The sequence below is a fragment of the Acinetobacter sp. ACNIH1 genome (assembly GCF_002934695.1).
GTDB classification, from domain to species: domain Bacteria; phylum Pseudomonadota; class Gammaproteobacteria; order Pseudomonadales; family Moraxellaceae; genus Acinetobacter; species Acinetobacter variabilis.
Genome location: NZ_CP026420.1, coordinates 1,661,709 through 1,687,529, shown reverse-complemented (window position 1 = coordinate 1,687,529; position 25,821 = coordinate 1,661,709). Strand labels below are relative to the sequence as shown.

Below are 25,821 nucleotides of genomic sequence, written 5' to 3'. Positions count from 1 at the left end.
ATCTATATAGTGCCCGTATAAATTTTTGGTTTCAGGTTCTTTCCATGAAAAATATTCTATTAATTAACGGCGCAAAAGCTTTCGCCCATTCAAATGGTCAGTTAAATGATACTTTGGCCGAACTGGCTCAAGAAGTATTAACAAAGCTGGGGCATCAGGTTCAAATGACTCGTGCTGATAGTGAATATAATGCAAAAGCAGAAGTGGAAAAATATCTTTGGGCAGATACGGTCATTTACCAAATGCCAGGCTGGTGGATGGGTGCGCCGTGGCCAGTGAAAAAGTATATTGATGATGTTTTTACCGAAGGGCATGGCAGCCTGTATGCAAATGATGGTCGCTCACGTTCAGATGCTTCAAAACAATACGGCTCAGGTGGCCTGATTCACGATAAAAACTATATGTTATCTCTTACCTGGAATGCACCGATGGATGCGTTTACGGATACCGAGCAGTTTTTTCATGGCGTGGGTGTAGATGGCGTTTACCTACCTTTTCATAAAGCCAACCAATTCTTGGGGATGCAGGCTTTACCGACATTTATTGTGAATGATGTAATTAAAGCCCCTGAAGTTGAAGCGTATATTACACAGTATCGTGAACATTTAATTCAAATTTTTGCTTAACCAGGAGATATGACCATGCTAACCGTTATTGCTGAAATCATTTGTCATTCGGAACAAGATATGAAAACAGTGCTGGATTCATTTAACAACATCCGCGCACAGGTATTACAAGAGCCAGGCTGTCATCTTTATGATGTTTATATTGATCATCCAGAGATTGAGAGCCGATTACAGACCAAAGTGCCTTTTTCAATCATGATGTTTGAAAAATGGGAAAGTATTCAGCATCTGGAAACCCATATGCATAGTGTAAATATGCAGCAACATGCTAAAGCCACTCAAGGTGCGGTTGCGAGTGTAAAGATCCGAATTTTAGAAGCACTTTAAGCTGTAATTCTCAGTTTGAAAGAGTTTGTGATATTTAATTTTATTTGAACTCTTGTGGCTGATTAAATTGAACCTGTTCAAATTTTAGTGCGTAGCGGTGTTTTAAAGTGGACCATTGAACTTTGGCAGGTTGCGTCTGTTCTGCAAATTCATTTTCATCTGTTGTAGTTTTTACCTTGCCTGTTAAAAAGTTAATGCTTAGTGCTGTACTCTCACCCGAAGCACGGTGAAAATCATCTACATCATAGCCGATCAGCTTAAAAGCATTATTTTGGTATCGGAATGTATAAGTATGATTGGTGACATACCATGAACCACAGCTTAGCCAGTAATATAAATGAACCCGAAGTACACCTTTTTGAATGCTTAAGGCTTCGGATTCACCAAGTGGATCAGCGAGACAAGGTGATTCAACATCACCTTCGTTTGGCAAAGTAGTATTGCTAGCTGCAAGCTGATAACCACTTTCTTGCTTGAATAAAATCAAAAGTTTTCGTTTGTTGGTATTCAGAACATGATTGCCTACACCTGCATTTGCAACAAGGTTTTCGGGATTAGTATCTTCAATAATCAGCGCGAGATCTGCTTGACCGTCCTGATTTAAATCGCCTTGCGTTTTTTCTAGAACTTTCCAGTTTTTCGGAATAAAAGATTGATAGCTTGATTTGAAAGAACTATCTGTCTGAGGTTTTGCACATGCATTTTGTGTAAATGCTATACACAGCAGGGTGCTAAATAGGAAAGGCAGTTTGATCTGATGAAGCATCGGTTTAAATTCCTTTTATTTATAATTTTTTTGATGGTCAAAGCTGAGTAATAAGTTTAGCCAACAAGGTTAAGTCATTTCTTTGAATATTGGATAGATATTTATGGTGAACTTTAAAGCTTTTTTATAAATTCAACTATGGGGATTTGAAGTTCCTATTCAAATTTGTCTAAACCAAGAAGTGAACTTTTAATATTCAATCTTCAAATTTAACTTGGGTATCTAAATTTAAAAGTTCAGGAGTTTGCTAGAAACTCCTGAACAGATCGATATGATTCAAATAATCTTTTAAGCTTCTAGCCCTGATTATTATTTAAAGAAATAACCGGTTTCAGGTGAGCTGGCATTGGCCATGCGTTTGCATGGCATACGGCCGGCAAGGAATGCTTCACGACCAGCTTCAACCGCTTTACGCATCGCAGAGGCCATTAAGACCGGATTTTGTGCTGCTGCAATCGCCGTATTCATTAGTACGCCGTCACAGCCCAGTTCCATGGCAATCGCTGCATCACTTGCTGTACCGACACCCGCATCAACCAGCACAGGCACTTTGGCATTTTCTTTAATGATCGAAATTGTATGTGGATTCAGAATCCCCAGACCAGAACCGATCAGGCTCCCCAAAGGCATGATTGCTACGCAGCCCATACTTTCCAGTTCTTGTGCTACGATCGGATCATCTGAGGTATAGACCATGATTTCAAAACCGTCATCGATCAGGGTACGCGCTGCTTTCAAGGTTTCAGTAATATTTGGATAAAGCGTCTTTTCATCACCCAGAACTTCCAGTTTTACCAAGTTATGACCATCCAACAGTTCACGTGCCAGCATACAGGTGCGTATTGCGCTATTGGCATCAAAACAGCCTGCTGTATTTGGCAAAATGGTGTATTTTTCTGGTGGAACCACTGAAAGCAGGTTCGGTTGGTCCGGATGCTGACCAATATTCACCCGGCGAATAGCAACCGTTACAATTTCTGCACCGCTGGCCTGAATGGCTTGATCTGTTTCATTTAAATCTTTATATTTGCCTGTGCCTACTAAGAGACGAGACTGAAATTGGCGTGAACCGATCTGTAATAAATCTTGCATAATTGTTCCAAGTGTTATTAGCCGCCACCGACTGCGTGAATAATTTCTATTTTGTCCGCTTCGCAAATGGGCGTTTCACCCAATCTGCTTTTAGAAATAATCATTTCATTTACCTCAACAGCAAAGCGCTTACCCTCAAGCGCCAGACTTTGAACCAGTTCCAGCAGGTTCTTGCATTGAGTTTCTTGTTGTTCGCCATTGATATATACCAGCATCTTGGCAACCCTCCATGATTATTGATTAAAGCATCAGACCTATTTGAGGTATTTTACGGCATTCCAGGCCAGAATTAACCAGCCAGCAATCATTAAGGCACCACCAATTGGCGTAATTGCACCTAAACCGCGCGGCAGACCTAGTGCCATGATATAGAGTGAGCCACAGAACAGGAAAATCCCCGCCTGAATCAGGAGAAAACTCCATTTGATTGGCAATTCAGGAATCACTCGGCTGATCACTGCCAGAATAAGTAAGCCAAGAGCATGGTAGAAGAAATAATCTGTGGCCGTTTGCCACCAGGTCAACTGTGCTTCAGTCGCTCGAGTCTTTAAACCATGGGCACCAAATGCGCCGAGTATGACCGCAAGCGCAAGATTCAGTGCTGAAATAGCAATCCACATTTGAATTGATCTTCTCAATAAAGTTTACGCTTAACCTTAGCATAAAAGCAGAGACCGAAACACGACATTAAAAGACAAAAAAGCCTTCATATATGAAGGCTTTTTTAAGATTAGTAGCTTATTAATTCAACACATCAGTTTGAAGATATTGCCACTTTGATTTTTTCCATTGCATTCTTTTCAAGCTGACGGATACGTTCGGCGGAAACATTATATTCAGCTGCCAGTTCATGCAAGGTTGATTTTTCATCATCCAGCCAGCGACGCTGCAAGATATTACGAGAACGGTCATCAAGCTGTTCCATCGCTTCATGCAGGGCAGAGGTACTTTGTTCCTCATAGTCTTCATTTTCAATCAGACGTGCCGGGTCATAACGGTTGTCTTCCAGATATAGTGCTGGAGCAACGTGAGTTGAATTTTCATCATCATCGTCACCTGATGCTTCAAATGCCGCATCATAAGCCGTCAATCGGCCTTCCATTTCCAGTACCTGTTCTGGTGTTACATTCAGGTCATTGGCAATCGACTGAGCTTCTTCAAGTGTTAACTTTTTAGAAGACTTTTTCAAGCTACGTAAATTGAAGAACAGTTTACGTTGCGCTTTAGTGGTCGCAATTTTGACAATACGCCAGTTACGAATTACATATTCATGAATTTCAGCTTTGATCCAGTGCACCGCAAATGACACCAGACGTACGCCCATACTCGGGTCAAAACGTTTAACGGCTTTCATCAGGCCAAGGTTGCCTTCCTGAATCAGGTCACCTTGAGGCAGGCCATAACCCGCATAACTACGTGCAATATGGACTACGAAACGCAAATGAGACATGACTAGCATTTTTGCTGCGTCCAGGTCTTGGTCGTAGTAATAGCGTTCAGCCAACTCTTTTTCTTGTTCGGCCGTTAAAATAGGAATTTGATTGACAGTGCTAATATAAGCACCAAGATTGACACCTGGCGCCGATAATGACAGGGGCATCAATTGATTGCGGCTGTCACTCATGTGTTCTCCTTGAAGTGCGGGGGATTTAACCCTTAACTAGGTTTTATCTTAATCCAAACTCTCCTCAAATAATGGATATTTGGGTAGAGAAATGTAAACTTTTATACGAGTATGGAGAGCATCCAGTTTAATTGAAAATTTTTAAGATTCAATCAGGTAGTGATACTCAGTTGCAGAAATCTGTTGAGATTCGCATTTTAACTGATGCATTTGGCAATATCGTGTAACATCAGTTTGACTATGTGGATCTGATGACTTTAGCAAGAATGTTTTGCCCTGATCTGCTTTTAATGCACGCTTTAACATCAGGAGCGGCATCGGACAGGGTTTACCCATGGCATCTATAATATGCGCTTGACCGTGGTTATCACTCATTTCCGTTTTATTCATATCGCAAAAAAAAGGCTATAAATATTAGCAAATAGGATGCCAAAACCCAACTATTTGGCTAAAAAGTTACATGAAATAATATATATAATTTTTCTGATATATATTGTGAAAAAAATAACTAAATCAAAAGGAACAAAGCTAAAAAATATCTATTAATTGTCATAAACCCATGTTAAGCTCGTTGCGTATTTAGGATTTTAGATAAACAAATTGATTGTTTTTCGCCCTATACACAATGGATGTAACCGGGATTTTGTTAATAGTTTTACAGAATGATTACAAGCTTAAAAATAATATTTTCAAACTTGTTTGCTCTGCTGTTTGCAACACCGGGTGGTCCTTTTTTTAGTATCAATGAGGATTAACTTATGACAGCTGCTCGTGAACAAGGCGTAGTTAAATGGTTCAACGACACTAAAGGCTTCGGCTTTATTCAACGCAACGGCGGTGATGACGTATTCGTTCATTTCCGTGCTATTCAAGGCGAAGGCCACCGTTCACTTCGTGACGGCCAACGTGTTGAATTCAGTGTAGTTAAAGGCCAAAAAGGCTTCCAAGCTGAAGAAGTTCAACCATTAGACTAATCTTCGGATTAAGCTAATAAACGCCCCAATATAAATTGGGGCGTTTTTTGTTTATACTATTCCATCTTAGTGATTATCAAATTAGAGCAGTGCTTTATGTCATCTGGTTTTGAAACCTTAAATTTACATCCCCAACTGAAAAAGGCAATTGATGCTTTAGGCTTTACTTCCATGACGCCGATTCAGCAGAAGGTTTTAAAATTCACCTTGGCAGGACATGATGCTATTGGTCGTGCACAAACGGGTACGGGTAAAACTGCCGCATTCCTGATTAGCGTGATTAATGATTTGCTGAATAATCCGGTAAAAGAACACCGTTATCGTGGTGAACCGCGTGCTTTGATTCTGGCACCGACTCGTGAGCTGGCATTACAGATTGAAAGCGACGCGCATGAGCTGACTAAATTTACGGATCTAAGTGTCGTAACACTTCTGGGTGGTGTAGATTTTGACAAGCAGAAAGCTCAATTGGATAAAGCGCCAGTCGATATCATGGTGGCAACGCCAGGGCGTCTGATTGACTTTGTCGAGCAAAAAGAAGTTTGGCTAGACCAGATTGAATTCCTAGTGATTGATGAAGCCGACCGTTTACTAGATATGGGCTTTATTCCATCAGTAAAACGTATCGTGCGTTTCTCGCCACGTAAAGAACAGCGCCAGACGCTGATGTTCTCTGCAACCTTTAGCTATGATGTTTTGAATCTGGCACAACAATGGTTATTTGAACCGGTGACTGTTGAAATTGAGCCGGAAAAGAAAACCAATGCCGACGTTGAACAGCGTGTGTATATGGTCGCGAAGGCAGATAAATATAAATTGCTGCAAGACATTCTGCGTGATGAACCGATTGAGAAAGTCATGATTTTTGCTAACCGTCGTGATCAGGTGCGTAAGCTGTATGATCATTTAAAACGTGATGGTTATAAGGTGGTGATGCTGTCAGGTGAAATTGCTCAAGACAGACGTTTGAAAATGTTAGACCAATTCAAAAATGGTAAACATAACATCATGATTGCGACAGACGTTGCCGGTCGTGGTATTCATGTAGACGGCGTATCCCATGTGATTAACTTTACTTTGCCTGAACAGTCAGATGATTATGTACACCGTATTGGTCGTACCGGTCGTGCGGGAACGCGTGGTGTAAGTATCAGTTTCCTGGCGGAAGATGATGCGTTCTATCTGCCAGAGATTGAAAAAGCAATTGGACAGAAATTACCGCTGACCCGTTTGGAAGGTTATTGCTAATCTAAATCGCAAAAAAAACCGCTCTTAAAGAGCGGTTTTTTTATTGTTGCACATGTTGAAGCTTATTTAGCCTCACAACGGAACGTTAAAACAGTCTGATAATCATCATTCTGGTTCAATCCGGTATTGGTGCCGGCAATATTGCCTAATACAGTCGCAGCAGCCTGAATCATTTGTCCGGTCTGTTCATCGACTACACCTTTTAGTGCACCATCATAAGAAGTTTTTTCATCCAGAATAATCGCAGTTGCTTTGGAGCCACAGGTTTTGCTGGCGGCATTCACTGCATTATTTTTAGAGGTTAACTGGTTTTTACCTAATCCTGTTACTTCAAACTGATTATTTTCCTTTTGAACCGCTACTGAAGTCGGGTTAGATGCACAGGCAGTTAAAAGTAGAGCTGAAGCTGCTAGTCCGCTGATCGCAATTGTTTTTTTCATCATAAAATCTCGCTTGAAAACAGAACTGGGGATATTGAAACACAGTAAAAAGCACAGAATTAGGAGCTGTTGTATAAGTTTGGCAATTTTTGATGTCGCTCTATGAGAGAAAAGTGAATGAAAGAGGCATTTTATTGATTCCACGGAAAATATTGTAATCTTCCTTAAATATTTTCAAGGTAAAGGCTATTGCAAGTTTCTAGAGTATTGTTAGTGGAATATGCTAATCTTGACCATAGTTTTTAAGTTATAGATCTATAAAGCAATGACGGAATCTGTGGTCGACATCGTTCATCAAAATATTCACCAACGTCAATCAATAGGACATTTGCTGGCACCTGCACCGAATGCAGAGCAGTTAGAACTGGCATTTAAAGCTGCTTTGACAGCACCAGATCATCACCGATTGAAGCCTACCACTTTTGTGATCATCCCGGATGCGCAACGTGAAGCATTTGGCGAACTATTATCAAAAGCACTGATAGATCTGGGTCAAACTGAATCAGCTCAGATTGAACGGGTCAAAAATCATCCTTTTCGTGCACCTTTGCTGGTACTGGCATTAACCCGTTTGCAGGATCATCCTAAAGTGCCATATTTTGAACAGATTCTGAGTTCAGGTGCTGCTATTCAAAACTTCCTGCTGTCTTTACAGGCTCAAGGTTTTTCAACCATGTGGCGTAGTGGCGCAGTGGTAGAATCAAAATTTTTCAAGCAGTCGCTCGGCATTGGTAAAGATGATCTGGTTTCTGGCATTATCTATATCGGTACGGCGGCAAAAGCGATTGCACCACGTGCTGAAATCCAAACCCAGAATTATGTAAGTTATTGGAATCAAAACTAAGGCATTTCAAGACACAGGATATTAGAAAATAAGATGTCAGAATTAAATTTTACCAATTTTATTGAACCGGTTGCGGTCAACCAGAATACGGCTTTAAGAATTACAGTTTTAGGCGGTGGTAGTTTTGGTACTGCAATGGCCAATACCGCGGTTCGAAATGGCTGCGATACCATGATCTGGATTCGTGACCCGGAAGTAGCTGAAGATATTAATGCAACACATATCAATAAGCGCTATCTTCCGGATTTTAAGCTGGAAGAAAATCTGCTTGCTGTGTCCGATCTGGAGAAGGCTGTTCGTGATCGCGATATTATTCTAGTTGCGATTCCAAGCCATTCTTTCCGTGATGTATTACAGCAGATCAAGCCTTTTATCACATCTCAAGCGGTGATTTCCCTGACAAAAGGGATTGAGGCCAATACCTTCAGCTTTATGAGTGACATCATTCGTGAAGAATTACCGGAAGTGCCTTATGGTGTGCTGTCTGGTCCAAACCTGGCCAAGGAAATTGTCGCAGGACAGCCGGCAGGTACGGTGATTGCCAGTGAATCTGAACTGGTACGTTATGCAGTGCAACAAGCACTCCATAGTGCGTTATTCCGTGTTTTTGCCAGTGATGATGTACATGGCGTAGAACTGGGCGGTGCACTGAAAAATATTTATGCGGTCGCAATGGGAATGGCGGCTGCCTATAATGTCGGTGAAAATACCAAGAGTATGATTCTAACCCGTGCTTTAGCAGAAATGAGCCGATTTGCAGTCAAGTTAGGTGCAAACCCGTTGACTTTCCTGGGGCTTTCAGGTGTAGGTGATCTATTTGCCACCTGTAATAGTCCGCTAAGTCGTAACTATCAGGTTGGTTATGCATTAGGTAAGGGTAAAACCCTAGAGCAGGCGACGACTGAACTGGGGCAGACGGCAGAAGGGATTAACACGATTGTGCAGGTAAAAGCACGCTCAGAAGAGCTGGATGTGTATATGCCGATTACAACTGCTTTGTATGAAGTGATCTTTGAAGGAGCGCCGCCGCTGACGATCGCTTTATCCTTGATGAAAAATGGTCATCGCAGTGATGTCGAATTTGTCTTGCCACATCATCAAGTCTGATCTATAACACAAGAAGCACGATGATTATGATGCTGACTGATGATCGTAACGACCAAATAAATAGGGAAATAAGATGCAACTGACTTTAGTGCGACATGGCGAAGCCGCGCCACCAGTGAATGGGAATGATACCAAGCGTCCCCTAACGGAGCGCGGGCATCAACAGGCGGAACAGACAGCGCAGTATTTAAGGGACATCATTAAACCGGAGGTGTTTGTGGTCAGTCCTTTATTGCGTGCGCAGGAAACTCTGGCGCATTTACAGCACTATTTTAAAGATGTACCCGTGGTGATCTGTAATACCATCAAGCCTGACGATGATGCCAAAGTTGCAGTTGAATGGTTATCGCAGTTGCCGTATGAGTCCATTGCGGTGGTTTGTCATATGAATGTAGTGGCGCATATTGCCTCCATTCTCGTGACTGAGTCTTTCCACCCATTTCATTTGTCAGAAGCACGTATTTATGATCAGGCCGTGATTGCACCAGGCTTATCAACACAAGTTAAAAGCTTTATTCCAACAGTATAAAAAACCAATTAAAACGGTAGAACACAATCGATGTTGTATTTATGGATGCCGGAAGCCAATGGGGTTTGGCAATGGTCAAAGGGGGAATTCTGGAGCACTGCTGCGACACTCGAGCAGCTGATTCAGGATATTCAGGCCTATCATGGTGAAGAGGCGACGGTCTTTTTTCCAAGTCGTCATGTGCAGATTTTGCAGCAGACTTTGCCAAAGAGCCAATATAAAAAAATGGGCAATGATGGCATCAAATATCTGTTAGAAGAATATGTAGTACTGCCTGTCGATACCATGAAAGTGCTGCATCATTTTCAGCAGCCTGATCAGATTAGTATTCTGGGGATTGCAAATTCTACAGTTGAAACTTTGCAGCATGCCCTGAATTTGATTCCTGTTAAAGTCGCTGCGTTATTGCCAGACTTTCTGGTTTTGCCAGTGCCTGAACATGCGCAGCAGCGCGTTATTGCACAAATCAGTGGGCATCTGCTGGTACGTGAAGCTGAATATATCGGACAGTCAGTGGATGATTTGAGCCTTTATCTGGATTTTCAGCCCAAAGATCTGGAATATCAGGTCAGCAATCTCAGCCCTGAACAAATGAGTAGTCTGGAAGCTGTGGCAACACGTGAACAATTAAACTCGTTCGAATATACGTTGCCAATGCTAAAAAAACCGAAACAGCATCCATTTAATATCCTGCCAAAGGGTAAATCGGATCATACTGTTTCTGGTTACTGGAAAGCCTGTGCGGCGGTTTTTCTTGGGATTCTGGTATTGCAGTTCACTTACGATGCGGTGCGCTGGTACCAATATAAAAAAGTCGCCAATACCACTGCGATGCAGGCTATTGACCAGTTTAAATACTGGTTCGGACAAAATTATCCGGTCACTGAGCAGAATATTAAAAGCCAGTTCGAAGCTCAGCTTCGTCAAAGCCAGACCGCAGACACTCAGGCCTTACAGCTCATCAGCCGAGTCGGGCCGGTACTAATGCAAAACCAGATTGTGGCACAGCGCGTCAATTATGACCCGTCAGGATTGAGTCTACAATTACAGTCCAATTCATCTGAAAGTTTAAATACTTTAACCAAGCAACTAGGGCAGCAGGGCTTTAAAGTGGAATTGGGGAATATACAGGCGAATGGAACAGGCGTCGTAGGACTGGTGAAAATACAATAATGAAAGCCATTGAAACCTTACAGAACCGTATGGATCTGCAAATCGAAAAACTGACCGATTATCTGGATCGTTTGTCAGCACGTGAACGCATTCTGGTGATCTTTACAACGATCTTTGTGTTGGTGACCGCTGTTGCAAGTGCACTCTGGGCGATGCATCAGGCAGCAGATACCCAGCAGAAACGTTTAAATGATCTAAAAGATACGCTGGTCTGGATGCAAAGCAATGCGGTTACCATGAAGCCGGCAGGAGACTTGCAATTAGATGCAGCAGAAAAAGTGCAACGCATTGCCCAGCAACAAGGGCTGTCGATTGCATCACAGCAAATGGATGGAAAAATTCAGTTGATGTTGTCTCACGAAAATTATTCTGTGCTGGCCAACTTCCTGACGCAGCTGGCACAAATGGGGCTAAGTATCGAGAAAATGGAACTAAATAATGAAGCAGGGCAGATTAAATTAACAGCGACTGTGCAATAACTGGTAAAAATAAAGATTTGCAAAGCATGGTTTTTTTGTCAGCCTATGCCTATAATATGCCGACTTAAAAAGCAGTAGACTTTTCTAGATATGTTGTATTCTCTAGCCCGCCCTTTGTTGTTTTCTTTAGCACCAGAGCGTGCACATGAGCTGACACTATCACTATTAAAATCATCCCATAAAATGGGCATGATGCGTCAAAATGTTGCTGTGAAACCTGTGACCTGTATGGGAATCGAATTTCCTAATCCGGTCGGTCTTGCAGCAGGGTTAGATAAAAATGGTGCCTATATTGATGCCTTGGCCAGTCAAGGCTTTGGTTTTATTGAAATTGGTACCATTACTCCACGCCCGCAACCTGGTAATCCTCATCCACGTTTATTCCGTCTTCCGAAAGCCAAAGCGATTATTAACCGTATGGGCTTTAATAATGATGGCGTGGATAAGTTGATTGAAAACGTTAAAGCTGCAAAATTTAAAGGTGTACTGGGAATCAATATCGGTAAAAACGCTGATACTCCGGTAGAAAAAGCAGTAGATGATTACCTTATTTGTTTAGAAAAAGTCTATAATTATGCTTCCTATATCACCGTTAATATTTCTTCTCCAAATACCAAGAACCTGCGCAGTTTACAAAGTGGCGATGCACTGACTGAATTGCTGGAAACGCTGAAGAATCGTCAGCTGGAACTGGCTCAGGAACATCAGCATTACGTTCCTCTGGTATTAAAAGTTGCACCGGATCTTGAAGCTGAAGATATTGCCTTTATTGCCAAGCAGTTATTGCAATACAAGATTGATGGTCTGATCGTGACCAATACCACATTGTCACGTGAAGGTGTGGAAGGTCTGGAGCATGCAGAAGAAGCGGGCGGTTTATCAGGCGCGCCAGTCTTTGAGAAAAGCACGGCATGTCTGGCTGCATTTGCAGAGGAATTAAAGGGACAAATTCCATTGATTGGTGTGGGTGGTATTCTTTCAGGTGCGGATGCGCTGGCCAAGAAAAAAGCTGGTGCAAGCCTTGTACAAGTCTATAGTGGCCTCATATATACTGGGCCGGAACTGGTTAAAGACTGTGTAGCCGCGCTTTAAGTCCTATGAATGCCATTGATATCTTTCTACTGATTATCTTGCTCATTGGAGGGCTCAACGGTTTGCGCCAAGGATTTATTAAAGCCTTTGCGAACTTAGTGGGATGGATTTTTGCCTTGATTATTGCGGCGAAATATTCAACACTACTTGCGCCCTCAATGGTTGCTCTCAGTACAGATCCAGTGGTACAGAAGATTGCAGCCTTTGCCTTTATTGTTCTGATGATTGTGGTACTCACCTGGATTGTCACCTTTCTGCTCAACCGCATTTTAAAAACCCTGAAACTTGGTCCGCTGAATCGTCTTGCGGGGGGTGTTTTCGGCAGCCTGAAAGGTTTGCTGATTGTCCTGATTACCATGCAGGGCATTGGTCCGTGGGTCGAAAGTTCACCGCACTGGAAGCAGTCTAAATTTATACAGGTCTTATTGCCATATGCGCCTTGGGCAACAGAGCTCTCCAAAGAAGCCGCAAATGGTGCCCTGCAACATATCAAATCTGAAGGGGCACAGAAACCTTCAGATTCCTCATCTGAGCCGGCATCCAAGGCCAAGAGTTCAGATGCGTCAACGAATAATCCTTTTTATTAATCCTAGCTTGTCTGCGAGGTTGCTATGTGTGGAGTAGTTGGTATAGCTGGTAAATCACCTGTTAACCAAATGTTGTTTGATGCATTAACGATGTTACAACATCGTGGACAAGATGCAGCTGGGATTGTGACTTGTCAGGAAGGCCGCCTGTTCCTGCGTAAAGATGTGGGTATGGTCCGTGATGTATTCCATACCCGTCATATGCGTGCTTTACAGGGTAATTATGGTATTGGTCATGTGCGTTACCCAACGGCGGGTACTTCAAGCAGTGCCGAAGCGCAACCATTCTACGTAAACTCACCTTATGGGATTACGCTAGCGCATAACGGTAACCTGACCAATGCTGAAGAAATTCATGACGACCTGTTTAAAACTGACCTGCGTCACATGAATACTGATTCAGATTCAGAAGTGCTACTAAACGTACTGGCGCACGAATTACAAAAACGTGGCAAGCTGGTACCAACATCTGAAGATATTTTCCAGGCTGTGACGCGTGTACATGAACGTTGTAAAGGTGGTTATGCTGTTGTTGCGATGATTACTGGTCAAGGTCTGGTAGGCTTCCGTGATCCAAACGGTATCCGTCCATTAATTTACGGTTCGCGCGAAACAGAAAATGGTATGGAATATATCATTGCTTCTGAATCTGTAGCGATTACTGCGCTAGGCTTCAAGGTTGAGCGTGATATCGAACCGGGTGAAGCGGTTTTCATTGATTCTGACGGTAACTTCTTTACCCAGCAATGTGCAGCAAATCCAGAATACCGTCCATGTATTTTTGAATATGTGTACTTTGCCCGTCCAGATGCAACCATTGATGGGATCTCTGTGTATAAAGCCCGTCTGAAAATGGGTGAGAAGCTGGCACAAAAAATTCTGCGCGAGTGGGGCGATGAGCACGACATCGACGTGGTGATTCCAATTCCGGATACTTCACGTACTTCTGCACTTGAACTGGCTAATATGCTGGGCGTGAAATTCCGTGAAGGTTTCATGAAAAACCGTTATATCGGCCGTACCTTCATCATGCCAGGTCAGCAACTGCGTAAAAAATCAGTACGTCAAAAACTGAACCCGGTTGAGCTCGAGTTCCAGGGCAAAAACGTTCTACTAGTCGATGACTCGATTGTGCGTGGTACGACTTGTAATGAAATTATTCAGATGGCACGTGATGCGGGTGCGAAAAAAGTATTCTTCGCTTCTGCGGCACCTATGGTGAAATATCCAAACGTATACGGTATTGATATGCCGGCGAAATCTGAACTAATCGCTTCTGAACGTAGTGTAGAAGAAATCCGTGAAATTATTGGTGCTGACCGTCTGATTTTCCAAGATCTGGAAGACCTGAAAGATGCAGTACGTACCAAAAAAGTTCCTCATTTGCGTGAATTTGACTGTTCTGTATTTGATGGTGTGTATGTCGCAGGTGGAATCAATGCTGAATACCTCGATCAATTAGAGCAAAAACGCAATGATGGCGCCAAAAAAGGCGACAATTTTATTGATGTGAATATTGATGCAGCATCAGTTGATCTGACCGGTGTACGCGAAGTCTAAGCAATTAAAATCATGATGAAAAAGCGGGAATTTCCCGCTTTTTTGTTTTATGATGGCCCAAGGAAAGACCAGATCAGTTAGGGTGGTAGATTGAAAAGCGTAGGATATGCTTTGGTCAAAAACAAGAATATGCTATTGCTAGCCAGCTTTTGTCTGATTGCGATACTATTAACAGTTCTGATTATCAATACAGTGGTTGGCCTGTTTGTTTTCTATGCTGATCCTGGCCAGTCGATATGGTGGCATGTCCTTAGTCCTTATCTGGTAGCACTGGTTTTGTTCTTGATGATTATTTCGGTCATCTATGAATTTTATACGTTTCGTGCCGGCGGCTATTCTTTAGCCCAGCAAATGGGCGCGCGTCGACTGAACCAAATGGAAAGTATTCCGGAAGAAAGTGCTGCACTACGGATCAATACTCAACTGGCAGATACGTTCCTGATTGAACCGCCAGCTATGTATGTCCTGCCGAATGAAGTGGGGGTCAATGCATTAACAGCGGGTTTTAGTCCACGTGATACTGCTATTATTCTGACTTGGGGTGCATTACAAACTCTTGATGAAATTGAACTTTATGGCTTGCTCAGTCATGAATTTAACAAGATTCTATCTGGTGAAACAGCTGAAAATACCCGCCTGAAAATTCTATATAGCAGTCTGACCACTTTTAGCCAGTGGGGTAGCAAGATTGCGAAGTTGGGGTTTTATCGAAATGATGTATCTCGCGAAAACAAGTTTGAAACCTTCTATGTCTCAATCGGAGCAGTCATCTGGTTGATTGGCAGCTTGGGTATTTTGATTACACGTTTTATTAAATATATTTCATTGGGCGGACGTACCTATAAAAATGACCAGAAAACCCGACGCCTGATTCAGAATGATGCCAATATTCAGACTTTATTGCGCATTCATGTGCATCATTCAGGATCACAGATCTATAGTGAATATGCCGAATCCATTTCACATATGTGTTTTGCCAATTCCTTAAGTCCACAGAACTGGTTGAATATTCATCCGAATATTAATCAGCGTATTTATGAATTAAATCCTGCCTTGATTCAGGATCTGCAGCTTGAAAATCTGAAGAAATTAAAAAACCAGCCTTTGTTTAGTCTGTTTCGTTCACTCGAAGATGTCGTGCCTGAAAGCACAGCAGTCTGGGAATCCCCACAACCTTTGCCTTTGTTACGCTTGTCTCCAATTAGCTTCGCCATTAAAGATGCCATCAAGCCATTAAATCCGGAGCTGCGTGCCAATATGCCGCGTCCGGAGCTGATTGAACGTGCTTTGCAAACTTCGACCGGTTCACGTGAAGTGATGGTCGCAATTTTGATGATCCGGCAATATCGTGAATTTATTCCGACCGAGGCAGAGGTCAGTCGTGCGATTATTGATTCATTATTAAATCTGGATGGACGGGTACATATCTCGATTTTCCAGCAAGCCTGTAAAAATATTGGTGGAATGCCTACCACAGTTGCACGGCAGTTTTTAATGAAGCTGGCAAGGATTATTCAGGAAGATGGTGAAATCGGTTTGCTGGATGCTTTATTGCTAGAGCGGGTGAAGTATGAACTGAATTTACTGCCGATGCATACGCCAACGTCTTTGGATGAGGTCAAACCACAGATTGTACGTCTGATTGATGCCTTGCTGCATGTGCAGCAGATTAATAGCGATAATCAGCTGGAAGTTAGGGAAAAGATTTTAAATCGTATTCTGACACCACGAGAACTTGAGCTGTATAGTGAAATCTCAGATGAGCCGATTGATTTAGCTGAGATTTTAAATGATATTGCCGGATTGTTATTGCGTGATCGTCTGAGCATGTTGGGAATTGCAGAAGTTTGCCTGTGGAGCGACCGGATCATGACTCAGGATGAATTGGATGTGATGGAGCTTTTATACTGGCGCTTGGGCTTTGAATCCAATGAAATTACCTCGCAAATGCTTAAGAAAAACAGCTTGATGATTATCTAATATTTTTAAATTAAGAAGATGTATTTAAGTCCAGTTTTTCAAGAACTGATCTATAAAAGAACTTGCAGTAGAAAAAAAGTAATCTTATAAATTGATTTCTATTCTGAGTTAAAATGATTCAAGATAGAGAGTGAAAAACTGGAAATAGTTCGGCAAAGAAAAGCGAATCCCGTTAAAATGTTCGACCTGAAATAGGTGATGAAGAAAAGATGATTGGGCATCAGCGTGACATACTGGCAACATTAGGAATAGATATCTGGATTCCCAAGGGCGACGTATGTCAGCAGCATCAGGTTTCGATCTGGCGTGATCAGGCCCCAGCAGAATTGCATAGCGAAATCATCCTGCCACAACCGGCTCAGATTGCTCCGGTAGCAAAAGCTCCTTTAATTGCGCCTGAGCCTGTTACAGTTGAAGCAAAAGCTGAAGCTAAAAGTGAAGCGCCAGTAGTTGTTGCAACAATTCAGGAACAGCGGGAAATTCTACATATTCCGCCATTCAACTTGCAGGCTTTAAGCTTGGAACATTGTACGATTGTCATCGATGCCACAGAAATGACCGAGCAAACCCAGCTTTTATGGATCAACATCCAGCGTGCTCTGCAAAGTGAATTTTATGAACTGAACTGGCCATTTCCTTGGGTGAATCTGCAAGATGGTCGAGGTGTTGAATCTTATATTCAAGGTTTTCTGGACATGATGAGCCTGGAAAAAAATATCATTTCCCTTGGCTCTATTCCGCATGTGACACATAATAAAATGATTCAACTGGCATCTTTACAGGAAATGCTGGATCAGCCAATACATAAAAAACACTTATGGCAGTTTATGCAAAACAGGCCAGCGAACTCAGATTAATATTGATGTGGAATAGGGACATATGAAACAAAAAGTGATTGTATTCAGCCAGATCGATCAGGATGTCCAAAAAAAACTCGAACAAAATTTTAATGTAGTGACCTTACAGCCGAAACTGGGCAATGTGTATGAGCAGTTGCTGGAACATGTGCGCGATGCCGATGGCATGATTGGGGCAGGCCGACTGCTCAATCGCGATAATCTGGCACCAGCAACCCGACTTAAAATCATTTCTAGTGTCAGCGTCGGGTATGACAACTATGAAGTTGATTATCTGAATGAAAAAAATATCTATCTGACCAATACTCCCCATGTCCTGACTGAAACCACGGCAGATCTGGGATTTGCGCTATTAATGGTAGCTGCACGCAAAGTGGCTTATCTGGATCACTGGACCAAGCAGGGACAATGGCACCGTACAACACGTGAAGCACAGTTTGGTGTGGATATTTTCGGAAAAACGCTGGGGATAATCGGCCTAGGGCATATTGGGGCAGCAGTTGCACGCCGTGGGTTTTACGGTTTCAATATGAATATCCTGTACCATAATCGCAATGAAAAACCGGAATTGGCTCAAGGACTCAATGCACAGTATTGCTCTCTGAATGAACTTTTGCAGCGCTCAGATTTTATGGTGGTTACCGTGGATTTAAATTCTGAATCAAAAGCTCTGATTGGAGCAGAACAACTGGCACAAATGCAGCCACATGCGGTGCTGGTGAATATCTCCCGTGGGTCTGTGATTGATGAGCAGGCTTTGATCGAAGCCTTAAAAGCCAACCAAATTTTTGCTGCGGGGCTGGACGTTTATGAGAAAGAGCCTTTAAAAGAATCAGAATTATTTGAGCTGGATAATGTTATTACCTTGCCTCATGTCGGTTCGGCCACAGTGGCAACACGTCGAAAAATGGCTGAGCTGGCTTATCAGAATCTGGTTGATGCACTTGAAGGGCGGGTGCCACGCTATGTGGTGAATCCTCAAGTGATTGGTTCATCTAAGTAATATTAAATAACATTTTCCTGCATCTATGCTCATTTTTCGATGCTATATTCGAGACAGATTGAAACTAAATTTTAGAGATTTTTCATTGAAACGTTTGGTATTGGCGTGCGGGTTAAGTCTGTGTGCAGCAGCAGGACATAGTGAGAACGATTATTTTAATCAGCCTGCTGCACAATTTTCTGTACCGGATATTGGGGCGGGTATTGGTTTAATCGACCAGCAAAAAGAACAAATGATCGGTGAAAAGGTCTATCGTCAAGTCCAGAAACAAATGCCTGTGATTCAGAATCCATGGCTTGAAGATCAGTTGCTTTCCATATTTTCCCAAATTCTCAGTCAGACCAAATTACAGCAACCCATTGGGTTAATGGTAATCAATGATCCGCAAATTAATGCTTTTGCAGTACCCGGTGGGTTATTTGCCCTGAATGCGGGTTTGATTAATTCTGCTCGAAATACGGATGAAGTGGCAGGGGTGATGGCACATGAAATTGCACATGTCACACAACGTCATTACAGTCGTTCGCAAGAAACCTTTAAAGGACAAGGACTGTTGGCCCTAGCAGGGATTCTGGTGGGTGCATTAGTGGCTTCACAGGCAGATGGTGATGCAGGTGCAGCAGTGATGATGGGTTCTCAGGCAGCTCTACTGGATCAGCAATTAACTTATAGCCGTAATCAGGAACGTGAGGCGGACCGGATCGGCATGCAATATATGTATGCTGCCGGATACAGTCCGCACAGTATGGCGGATTTCTTTGAAGTGATGCATCGTTCCACTAGCCGTTTAAGCTTTATGCCTGATTTCTGGCTGACGCATCCTCTAACTACTGAACGTATGAGTGAAGCACGTTTGCGCGCCAATCAGCTGCCTGCGGTTAAGCGTAATTTGAATGATCAGGATTTTGAAATCATTAAATGGTATACGCGGGTACTGTCACGTCAGACCACTGAACAGCAGCTCAACTTAATGGTGCAACGCAATGATTTTCCTGGTCAGCTGGCTTTAACGGCTTATCAGCTTCAGCAGGGAGATTTTCAGGCAGCACAAACCGCATTGGATCAAGCCAAAAAGCACAACAAAATGCATCCTTTGCAGGTGTTATTTCAAACTGATATTTATCTGGGGCAAAATCAGCTGGATAATGCGCTAAAAAGCATTAGTTCAGCTGCACGAATCATGCCGGAAAACCGTGCTTTAAATTATAAATATGCTGAAACCCTGATTCGTGCCAAACAACCTGGTCAGGCTAAAACGATTGTGCAGCGCTTTTTAAATAGCAATACCCGTGATGTTAGTGGCTGGAGATTAATGCAACTAGCAGCGAATGCAGCACCTGATTCATCGATAAAAGCCGCCAATGTCTTGCGTTATCGTGCCGAAGTAGAGTACTGGTCAGGCTATGAAGAAACTGCGATTAAATCCTTAATACATGCTCAACGTATCAGCAAAGGCAATCAGTCTCTGTCAGCAACCATAGGTCAACGTTTAAAACAGATGCAGCAAACGCGACAATTTAAAATTTAAGTCTATTTTTCTAATGATTTTTAGCTTCAGTAGATATAGCCGAAGTTCACTAAATCACGCTACAATCCGGGCAAAGCTAAGTTGTCTATTTTAATTATTTTATGAAAAAAATATTATTGGGTTTATGGATATTGGGGTGTGGCGGAAATGTATTGGCGGCTAGTGCGGCAGAATACGTGCAGTCCGTTGAGCAGATTAATGCTGATTATCAAAAAGAATCACGTCAGTTTTTAAAAGGTTTAAATCCACAGCAGCAGGGTTTTAGCGCATCGCAGAATCAGCAGTTTTGTGCGATTGTGCAGCGTTATGTGGATCGCTTATATAAAGCGGCAGACCAGAACCGAGCTTATCTGGATCGTCAGTATCAAAATGTAGGCAAGCAGGATGTCATACTGCAGGTAAAATCTTCAAAAGAGATGCAGTTGCTGAAACGTTATAATGTGGACTGTAATTTACAGTAAGAATAAATAAGAAAATGCTGAGAACTGTCCGGAATGGAGGCAGTTCAACGCAGATTTAGATTTGAAATAGAATGGGGGAATTAAGCAAGTTTTGCTTTAATTTTTGCTGAAACTTGTGCAGGATCGGCGCGCCCGGCTATGAGCGGACGCAGAGAATTCATCACCTTACCCATATCTTTCATGCTAGTAGCTTGTTGCGCTTCAATTGTTTGCGCAATCAGGGAATCAAGTTCTTCCTCAGTCATAGCTTCTGGTAGAAATTGAGAGAGAACCTCAACTTCGGCTTGTTCCTTACTAGCTAAATCATCTCGACCAGCGCCTTCAAAGGCTTTGATCGATTCTTTACGTTGTTTAATTTGCTTTTCAATGACCGCAAGAACTTGAGCGTCGTCAAGTTCTTTACGCTCATCGACTTCGATTTGCTTAATTGCTGCTTGCAGACTACGAATGACCGTCAACTTTGACATATCTTTGGCACGCATGGTGGCTTTCAATACGTCAGTAATCTGGTTTTTTAAAGTAGTCATTATTTATTCCAAGCAGTCAATCACAAATTAATCTTAGTAAAGGCGAGTAGTACGTACTGATTCACGTGCCAATTTCTTTTGGTAGCGTTTAACAGCAGCAGCTTTTTTACGTTTACGTTCTTGAGTTGGTTTTTCGTAGAATTCACGTTTACGAACGTCAGCAAGAACACCCGCTTTTTCGCATGAACGTTTGAAACGACGGATAGCTACGTCTACTGGTTCGCCTTCTTTCAATTTAACTTGTGGCATGAAGAATCCTCATTAAGTTATGGATAAGATCAGGGCCGAATTGCCCTCGATCACAAGTGAAGGTCAGTATTTTACTCATTTACATCTCATATCACAAGTCTATAATAGTTGCTGCAATATATTTGATACAGGTTATAGGCAGTTTAATGATCGTTTTAGGCTTGGAAACGTCGTGTGATGAAACAGGACTTGCGCTGTATGACAGCGAGTTAGGTTTGCGCGGACAGGTGCTGTACAGCCAGATTAAACTGCATGCTGAATATGGCGGCGTCGTACCAGAACTGGCTTCGCGTGACCATGTGCGTAAACTCATTCCTTTACTGAATGAACTGCTTGAACAAAGTGGCATCAAAAAATCAGAAATTGATGCGGTGGCTTATACCCGTGGTCCGGGCCTGATGGGCGCATTAATGACGGGCGCACTGTTTGGTCGGACTTTGGCCTTTGCCTTAAATAAACCGGCGATTGGTGTGCATCATATGGAAGGTCATATGCTGGCACCATTACTTTCTAAAACGCCACCGGAATTTCCATTTGTGGCATTACTGGTGTCTGGTGGGCATTCACAGCTCATGGCCGCTTATGGCATTGGGCAATATGAATTACTCGGTGAATCGATTGATGATGCGGCGGGTGAAGCATTTGATAAAGTTGCGAAGATGATGGGTTTGCCATATCCAGGTGGCCCGAATATTTCCAGACTGGCTGAGCAGGGCGATCCGAATGCCTTTGCTTTCCCACGTCCAATGCTGCATCAAGGCTTAGAATTTTCATTCAGTGGTTTAAAAACTGCAGTTTCTGTTCAAATGAAGAAACTCGGTGAAGAAAGACGTGATGCTGATATCGCTGCGAGCTTCCAGGAAGCTATTGTCGATACTTTAGTGAAAAAATCAGTGAAGGCATTGAAACAGACTGGCTTAAAACGTCTGGTGATTGCTGGTGGTGTAAGTGCCAACAAGCGTTTACGTGAACGCCTGGAAGCAGGCTTGGCGAAAATCAAAGCCACCGTGTACTATGCAGAACCTGCGCTGTGTACCGATAATGGTGCGATGATTGCCTTTGCGGGTTATCAACGTCTAAAAGCAGGACAACAAGATGGCTTGGTGGTGACCACAACTCCACGTTGGCCAATGACAGAATTGACGAATCCAGCCGAAGCTTGATTTAAAGATTCATCATGAAGAAAAGGGGCTTTAAGCCTCTTTTTTATTGGATTGCTTTTGTAGAGTAGAAATATTCAACAAATAATATTAATAAATTAATTATTTTAACTCTACCACATTAAGTGTTTTCTTATTGATAACGTAAAATAGTTTAATAATATAGAAATCCCACTCTATTATATGCGGAATGATGCAGAGACTATTTCGGATGGATAATATCAGTTTTAAAGGTTTTCAGGATGCGGGACAGGCAGTTTTAAAATATCTGCATCAGCATTTTGGCTTTAATTTATGGATGATCACCCGGGTAGAGACAATGACTGGATTGTGCTGCAAAGCGAAGATCATGGCTATGCTGTTCAGCCAGGTCAGGTATTTGAATGGGCCAATTCTTTCTGCTGTCATATGGTCACAGGCAAAGGACCAAGAATCGCGCCTCGCTCTGAAGAAATTCCTTTATATGCGACCGCGCCAATTAACAAGCATTTCTGCATCAAATCCTATATTGGTCAACCACTCTTTAAAGAAGATGGCAGTCTATTTGGAACATTATGTGCGGTTGATCCTGAAGCCAAGTCAGATGCCATCATTCAGGATCTGGCGATGGTCGAGTTATTTAGCAAGCTTTTGAGCTCAATCCTACAAGCTGAATTGCGTCAGAATGAGCAAATTCGTCAGCAAGAACTGCTACAGCAACAAGCCAGTAAAGATGAATTGACTGGGTTATATAACCGTCGTGCCTGGGAGAAACTGCTACAGGCAGAAGAAGAACGTTGCAAACAATACGGTCATCCTGCTGCGATCTTATTTATAGACTTGAATGACCTGAAAAAAGTGAATGATAGTTTGGGGCACAAAGAAGGTGATAAATTAATTCAGCATACAGCACAAGTCCTTCAGGAAAATGTACGTAGCAATGATATTGTGGCGCGTATCGGTGGTGATGAATTCGTAATTCTGAGCATAGAAAATGATAAAGCGGGAGCTGAGCGTTTGCTCGATCGTTTAATTGAAGCCTTTGCAGAAGCAAAAATTGAAGCCGCATTTGGTATGGCGATGCGTCATCCAACGACTGGCCTGGTTGAAGCACAGTGGCAAGCAGACAAAAATATGTTTGAGTACAAGCGCTGGAAAAAGTCTATTTAAGTATTTTTGATTTTTAATATTTTAAGGAGGTGTCTGAGAATATTCAGCCATGAACTGTCAAATTTTGAGCCAACAATAAATGGAAATAATTAGGATCTGTTGACATTTACTGTTCATAATTAACCCTATAAAGGTAGCCATAAAAATATACAGGCTAAGGCAACAGCACTTTGATAATTTCTTTTGAGCTTGTCATATCGAGTAGCTATTCCTCTAAATTGCTTTAATCTACAAAACATATTTTCAACTAAATGCCTGATTTTATATAAATACCAGTCCATATGATCATTGTTCGATTGGCTATTTATTTTCTTTGGTATATTCGCTTTTGTCCCTGTTTTTCTGATCTGTTCACGCAGTGGTTCTGAATCATAGCCTTTATCTGCGCAGACCACTTTTGTCTCTTTTAAGTCTAATGTTGATATTAGATCAGGTGCAACTTTGACGTCATGTGTGGTTCCATCGGTCATCATGAAATCAACAGGATTGCCATTTGCATCAACAATCAAATGTATTTTTGAGGAGTTTCCTCCTACACTTTTAGAAATGGATTGATTCGCTATACCGGCAGAATGTTGATGAGCACGTACGTGAGAGCCATCAATAAAAATCCACTCCATATCGGGGCATGATGCTAATAATTTGAATAATCTAAGTAACTTACCACTGCTTGACCAACGATTAAAACGTTTGAAAATAGAGTTTGATTGACCGAAATAGGAAGGAATATCTCGCCACGGACAGCCTGTTCTAATTCTATAGAGAATAGCTTCAATAAAATTACGTAAATTTGAGTTGTGATGAATAGATAAATTACGCAAAATAGTTTTCAACTTTTGCCAGTGTTGATCTGTCAGCATGGTACGAGGCATAGCGAATAGTAAAATTGGGTTTGGCGATTTGATTTTACTACTTTGCTATTTTTTAAGCTAAAAGTGTCAACACACCCTAATTTCCTTTTATTCTTATTTTTAGGTTTTATTCAAAGTTTAATTGTCTAGAAGCAACCTAAGTTCTTCTTTAAACCCGGCTATTCAAAAGATAGCTTTTCGACTTTTTAACCTAACGGTTACAAATTTTATAAGTATTGTTGCAAAGAAAATATATGTTATTGGGGTTGGTTTCTAAGATTTAGTTATGAGAACTAATAAGACCTTGCTCTAGAAGTAACATCTTATTTTTTAATGACCATTGTTGTATGAAATATAAATTAAAATTACAGAGTTAATCCTTAGTTTATTAAAAGATAAAGCACGATCAGAGTGTAAGAAATACTGTCCAGAAAAAATATCATCGACAGGTAGTGGGTTTGTATTGTGCAGTTTTAATACGCTCATCTTTCATTCTCATTGAATAAAAATGCAAAGAAATTCTAGGGAATAAAATTTTATGAAAAAGCAGATGTCATTCTTTGGGCTGGTTTTGGTTTCAGGCTTGCTTACCGCATGTGGTGGCAGTGGAGGTAGCTCAGACAATTCTACAGTGACCACCCCGCCAAATGTTCCAGAGGAGAGTATTTCTCCTGAACTTTCAGAAGAATTTATTCCTTTTGAGGATCGTGATATCATCGAGAAAATCCGCGACAAAATTAACAATAGCACCAGTAATGATACGGACTATAACGTTGCGTTAGGTCATATGATTGGTGAAGTTTTTGCGGATTATCCTTATGGACGCACGAGCCGTATTATCAAGATTTATAATTTGGGTGTGAACAGCATCAAATATCCGAATCTGATCTGTTCTGAAGTGAATACCAATGGTGCAGTGAAAACTTTTAAATTAAAAACCGATAAAAATAACTGTATTGTTCTGGATAAGACCTATCGCAAAGATTCAACCATTACCCAGGCGGTCAACGGTGATACTACGACCTTGACCTTTAGCAATGTACGTTATGGTTCCAATGTTGATTTTAATCTAAAAGATGATTATCTGATTTCAGGTACGATTGTTCATACCAAAAGCAAAAACAATTTGGGTGCATTGGAAAGCTATAAAATTGACCGTCTGGAATTTCAGCGTGTAGCGGAAGACAAGAATGTGGGTAAATCTGGCGCTGAGTATGATGAGTTGAGCAAGGAATACTTACTGGTACGTAATTATAACTATAGCCTTGTAGATGACTATGGTAGTGGCAGTAATGGTATTCGTACCTTAACCAGCAGCGGCAGCATTCTTGGTCAGCCAAATCTTGCGGATTACCGTTATAGTTTTGATTTTGATACGACTACATCATTCAAGATGGACGAAACGGTGTTAAATAATTATAAGCATCTGCCGAAAGAGGGCGTGCTTAAAATTACTGACAGTTATGATCAGGTGATTGAGGTTAAACAGAATCAGCCTGAATCCTTGAAAGGGACTGTCTATTTCAATGGCAGTGAGCTGGATGATCTGCTGTGGTCTACGATTATTGACAATAAAAAATAAGAACTA

29 protein-coding genes and 1 pseudogene are annotated in these 25,821 nt (G+C 41.8%); 20 read left to right on the top strand and 10 right to left on the bottom strand.

The window, feature by feature from the left end:
• The first annotated feature begins 44 nt into the window (after window positions 1-44).
• Complete coding sequence (locus C3F22_RS08360; RefSeq protein WP_104426273.1) at window positions 45-626, top strand: NAD(P)H-dependent oxidoreductase; 582 nt, start codon at window positions 45-47, stop codon at window positions 624-626.
• A gap of 15 nt (window positions 627-641) precedes the next feature.
• Window positions 642-953, top strand: a complete 312-nt coding sequence (locus C3F22_RS08355) for a putative quinol monooxygenase (protein WP_005235067.1) — start codon at window positions 642-644, stop codon at window positions 951-953.
• Between the two features lie 40 nt (window positions 954-993).
• Here C3F22_RS08355 and C3F22_RS08350 read toward each other — a convergent pair whose 3' ends face one another.
• The 6 genes from C3F22_RS08350 to C3F22_RS08325 form a co-directional block, all read right to left on the bottom strand.
• A complete protein-coding gene (locus tag C3F22_RS08350; RefSeq protein WP_005235069.1) occupies window positions 994-1,719 on the bottom strand; it encodes a hypothetical protein in 726 nt (241 codons plus the stop codon).
• A gap of 309 nt (window positions 1,720-2,028) precedes the next feature.
• Entirely contained in the window at window positions 2,029-2,811 is a 783-nt protein-coding gene (locus C3F22_RS08345; protein WP_104426272.1) for a thiazole synthase, read from the bottom strand.
• Window positions 2,812-2,828: 17 nt separating this feature from the next.
• Window positions 2,829-3,026: a sulfur carrier protein ThiS gene (thiS, locus tag C3F22_RS08340; RefSeq protein ID WP_005235073.1), complete on the bottom strand. Its 198-nt coding sequence runs from the start codon at window positions 3,024-3,026 to the stop codon at window positions 2,829-2,831.
• A 39-nt stretch (window positions 3,027-3,065) separates the two neighbouring features.
• Complete coding sequence (locus C3F22_RS08335; protein WP_005235075.1) at window positions 3,066-3,431, bottom strand: DUF423 domain-containing protein; 366 nt, start codon at window positions 3,429-3,431, stop codon at window positions 3,066-3,068.
• 134 nt (window positions 3,432-3,565) lie between these two features.
• Window positions 3,566-4,435 carry an RNA polymerase sigma factor RpoH gene (gene rpoH, locus C3F22_RS08330; RefSeq protein WP_104426271.1) on the bottom strand — a complete coding sequence of 290 codons (870 nt, stop codon included), beginning with the start codon at window positions 4,433-4,435 and terminating at the stop codon, window positions 3,566-3,568.
• Window positions 4,436-4,576: 141 nt separating this feature from the next.
• Window positions 4,577-4,810 (bottom strand): sulfurtransferase TusA family protein, encoded by a 234-nt coding sequence (locus C3F22_RS08325; RefSeq protein ID WP_175968201.1) that lies wholly within the window; start codon window positions 4,808-4,810, stop codon window positions 4,577-4,579.
• Window positions 4,811-5,193: 383 nt separating this feature from the next.
• Between C3F22_RS08325 and C3F22_RS08320 the strand changes: the two genes are divergently transcribed.
• On the top strand, window positions 5,194-5,409 hold the full coding sequence (locus tag C3F22_RS08320; protein WP_004782461.1) for a cold-shock protein: 216 nt from the start codon (window positions 5,194-5,196) through the stop codon (window positions 5,407-5,409).
• 96 nt (window positions 5,410-5,505) lie between these two features.
• Entirely contained in the window at window positions 5,506-6,657 is a 1,152-nt protein-coding gene (gene rhlB / locus C3F22_RS08315) for an ATP-dependent RNA helicase RhlB (protein ID WP_104426270.1), read from the top strand.
• 62 nt (window positions 6,658-6,719) lie between these two features.
• Here rhlB and C3F22_RS08310 read toward each other — a convergent pair whose 3' ends face one another.
• Window positions 6,720-7,097: a hypothetical protein gene (locus C3F22_RS08310; protein WP_034170065.1), complete on the bottom strand. Its 378-nt coding sequence runs from the start codon at window positions 7,095-7,097 to the stop codon at window positions 6,720-6,722.
• Window positions 7,098-7,362: 265 nt separating this feature from the next.
• Here C3F22_RS08310 and C3F22_RS08305 point away from each other — a divergent pair, with 265 nt between their 5' ends.
• From C3F22_RS08305 to C3F22_RS08245, 13 genes are all read left to right on the top strand, one after another.
• Window positions 7,363-7,941 carry a nitroreductase family protein gene (locus C3F22_RS08305; RefSeq protein WP_104426269.1) on the top strand — a complete coding sequence of 193 codons (579 nt, stop codon included), beginning with the start codon at window positions 7,363-7,365 and terminating at the stop codon, window positions 7,939-7,941.
• Window positions 7,942-7,974: 33 nt separating this feature from the next.
• Window positions 7,975-9,048 carry an NAD(P)H-dependent glycerol-3-phosphate dehydrogenase gene (locus C3F22_RS08300; RefSeq protein WP_104426268.1) on the top strand — a complete coding sequence of 358 codons (1,074 nt, stop codon included), beginning with the start codon at window positions 7,975-7,977 and terminating at the stop codon, window positions 9,046-9,048.
• A gap of 73 nt (window positions 9,049-9,121) precedes the next feature.
• Window positions 9,122-9,577, top strand: a complete 456-nt coding sequence (locus C3F22_RS08295; protein WP_005235080.1) for a SixA phosphatase family protein — start codon at window positions 9,122-9,124, stop codon at window positions 9,575-9,577.
• A gap of 30 nt (window positions 9,578-9,607) precedes the next feature.
• Window positions 9,608-10,750 carry a type II secretion system protein GspL gene (gspL, locus tag C3F22_RS08290; protein ID WP_104426267.1) on the top strand — a complete coding sequence of 381 codons (1,143 nt, stop codon included), beginning with the start codon at window positions 9,608-9,610 and terminating at the stop codon, window positions 10,748-10,750.
• On the top strand, window positions 10,750-11,229 hold the full coding sequence (gspM, locus tag C3F22_RS08285) for a type II secretion system protein GspM (RefSeq protein ID WP_005235083.1): 480 nt from the start codon (window positions 10,750-10,752) through the stop codon (window positions 11,227-11,229). Before gspL ends, gspM begins: the two co-directional genes overlap by 1 nt.
• A gap of 90 nt (window positions 11,230-11,319) precedes the next feature.
• Window positions 11,320-12,321: a quinone-dependent dihydroorotate dehydrogenase gene (locus C3F22_RS08280; RefSeq protein WP_005235085.1), complete on the top strand. Its 1,002-nt coding sequence runs from the start codon at window positions 11,320-11,322 to the stop codon at window positions 12,319-12,321.
• A gap of 5 nt (window positions 12,322-12,326) precedes the next feature.
• Window positions 12,327-12,908 carry a CvpA family protein gene (locus C3F22_RS08275; protein ID WP_005235088.1) on the top strand — a complete coding sequence of 194 codons (582 nt, stop codon included), beginning with the start codon at window positions 12,327-12,329 and terminating at the stop codon, window positions 12,906-12,908.
• Window positions 12,909-12,932: 24 nt separating this feature from the next.
• The gene (purF, locus tag C3F22_RS08270; protein ID WP_104426266.1) at window positions 12,933-14,468 is read left to right on the top strand and encodes an amidophosphoribosyltransferase; all 1,536 of its coding nucleotides are present in this window, start codon (window positions 12,933-12,935) and stop codon (window positions 14,466-14,468) included.
• A 90-nt stretch (window positions 14,469-14,558) separates the two neighbouring features.
• Window positions 14,559-16,448, top strand: coding sequence for a M48 family metalloprotease (locus C3F22_RS08265; protein WP_171284724.1), 1,890 nt, complete (start codon window positions 14,559-14,561; stop codon window positions 16,446-16,448).
• 209 nt (window positions 16,449-16,657) lie between these two features.
• Window positions 16,658-17,305: a hypothetical protein gene (locus tag C3F22_RS08260; protein WP_104426264.1), complete on the top strand. Its 648-nt coding sequence runs from the start codon at window positions 16,658-16,660 to the stop codon at window positions 17,303-17,305.
• A 22-nt stretch (window positions 17,306-17,327) separates the two neighbouring features.
• Window positions 17,328-18,308 carry a 2-hydroxyacid dehydrogenase gene (locus tag C3F22_RS08255; RefSeq protein ID WP_104426263.1) on the top strand — a complete coding sequence of 327 codons (981 nt, stop codon included), beginning with the start codon at window positions 17,328-17,330 and terminating at the stop codon, window positions 18,306-18,308.
• A gap of 85 nt (window positions 18,309-18,393) precedes the next feature.
• A complete protein-coding gene (locus C3F22_RS08250) occupies window positions 18,394-19,836 on the top strand; it encodes a M48 family metalloprotease (protein ID WP_171284723.1) in 1,443 nt (480 codons plus the stop codon).
• A gap of 101 nt (window positions 19,837-19,937) precedes the next feature.
• The gene (locus C3F22_RS08245) at window positions 19,938-20,297 is read left to right on the top strand and encodes a hypothetical protein (RefSeq protein WP_104426261.1); all 360 of its coding nucleotides are present in this window, start codon (window positions 19,938-19,940) and stop codon (window positions 20,295-20,297) included.
• An 80-nt stretch (window positions 20,298-20,377) separates the two neighbouring features.
• Here the strand turns inward: C3F22_RS08245 and C3F22_RS08240 are convergent, their stop codons facing one another.
• The gene (locus C3F22_RS08240) at window positions 20,378-20,824 is read right to left on the bottom strand and encodes a GatB/YqeY domain-containing protein (protein WP_005235099.1); all 447 of its coding nucleotides are present in this window, start codon (window positions 20,822-20,824) and stop codon (window positions 20,378-20,380) included.
• A gap of 33 nt (window positions 20,825-20,857) precedes the next feature.
• Window positions 20,858-21,073, bottom strand: a complete 216-nt coding sequence (gene rpsU / locus C3F22_RS08235) for a 30S ribosomal protein S21 (RefSeq protein WP_001136722.1) — start codon at window positions 21,071-21,073, stop codon at window positions 20,858-20,860.
• A gap of 146 nt (window positions 21,074-21,219) precedes the next feature.
• On the opposite strand from rpsU, the gene tsaD reads away from it, so the two are divergent.
• Window positions 21,220-22,236: a tRNA (adenosine(37)-N6)-threonylcarbamoyltransferase complex transferase subunit TsaD gene (gene tsaD, locus C3F22_RS08230; RefSeq protein WP_104426260.1), complete on the top strand. Its 1,017-nt coding sequence runs from the start codon at window positions 21,220-21,222 to the stop codon at window positions 22,234-22,236.
• 208 nt (window positions 22,237-22,444) lie between these two features.
• Window positions 22,445-23,382, top strand: a pseudogene (locus tag C3F22_RS08225) (diguanylate cyclase).
• Window positions 23,383-23,507: 125 nt separating this feature from the next.
• Here the strand turns inward: C3F22_RS08225 and C3F22_RS08220 are convergent.
• Complete coding sequence (locus C3F22_RS08220) at window positions 23,508-24,254, bottom strand: IS5 family transposase (protein WP_005249763.1); 747 nt, start codon at window positions 24,252-24,254, stop codon at window positions 23,508-23,510.
• A gap of 517 nt (window positions 24,255-24,771) precedes the next feature.
• Between C3F22_RS08220 and C3F22_RS08215 the strand changes: the two genes are divergently transcribed.
• Window positions 24,772-25,815 carry a hypothetical protein gene (locus C3F22_RS08215; protein WP_104426259.1) on the top strand — a complete coding sequence of 348 codons (1,044 nt, stop codon included), beginning with the start codon at window positions 24,772-24,774 and terminating at the stop codon, window positions 25,813-25,815.
• Window positions 25,816-25,821 lie beyond the last annotated feature (6 nt).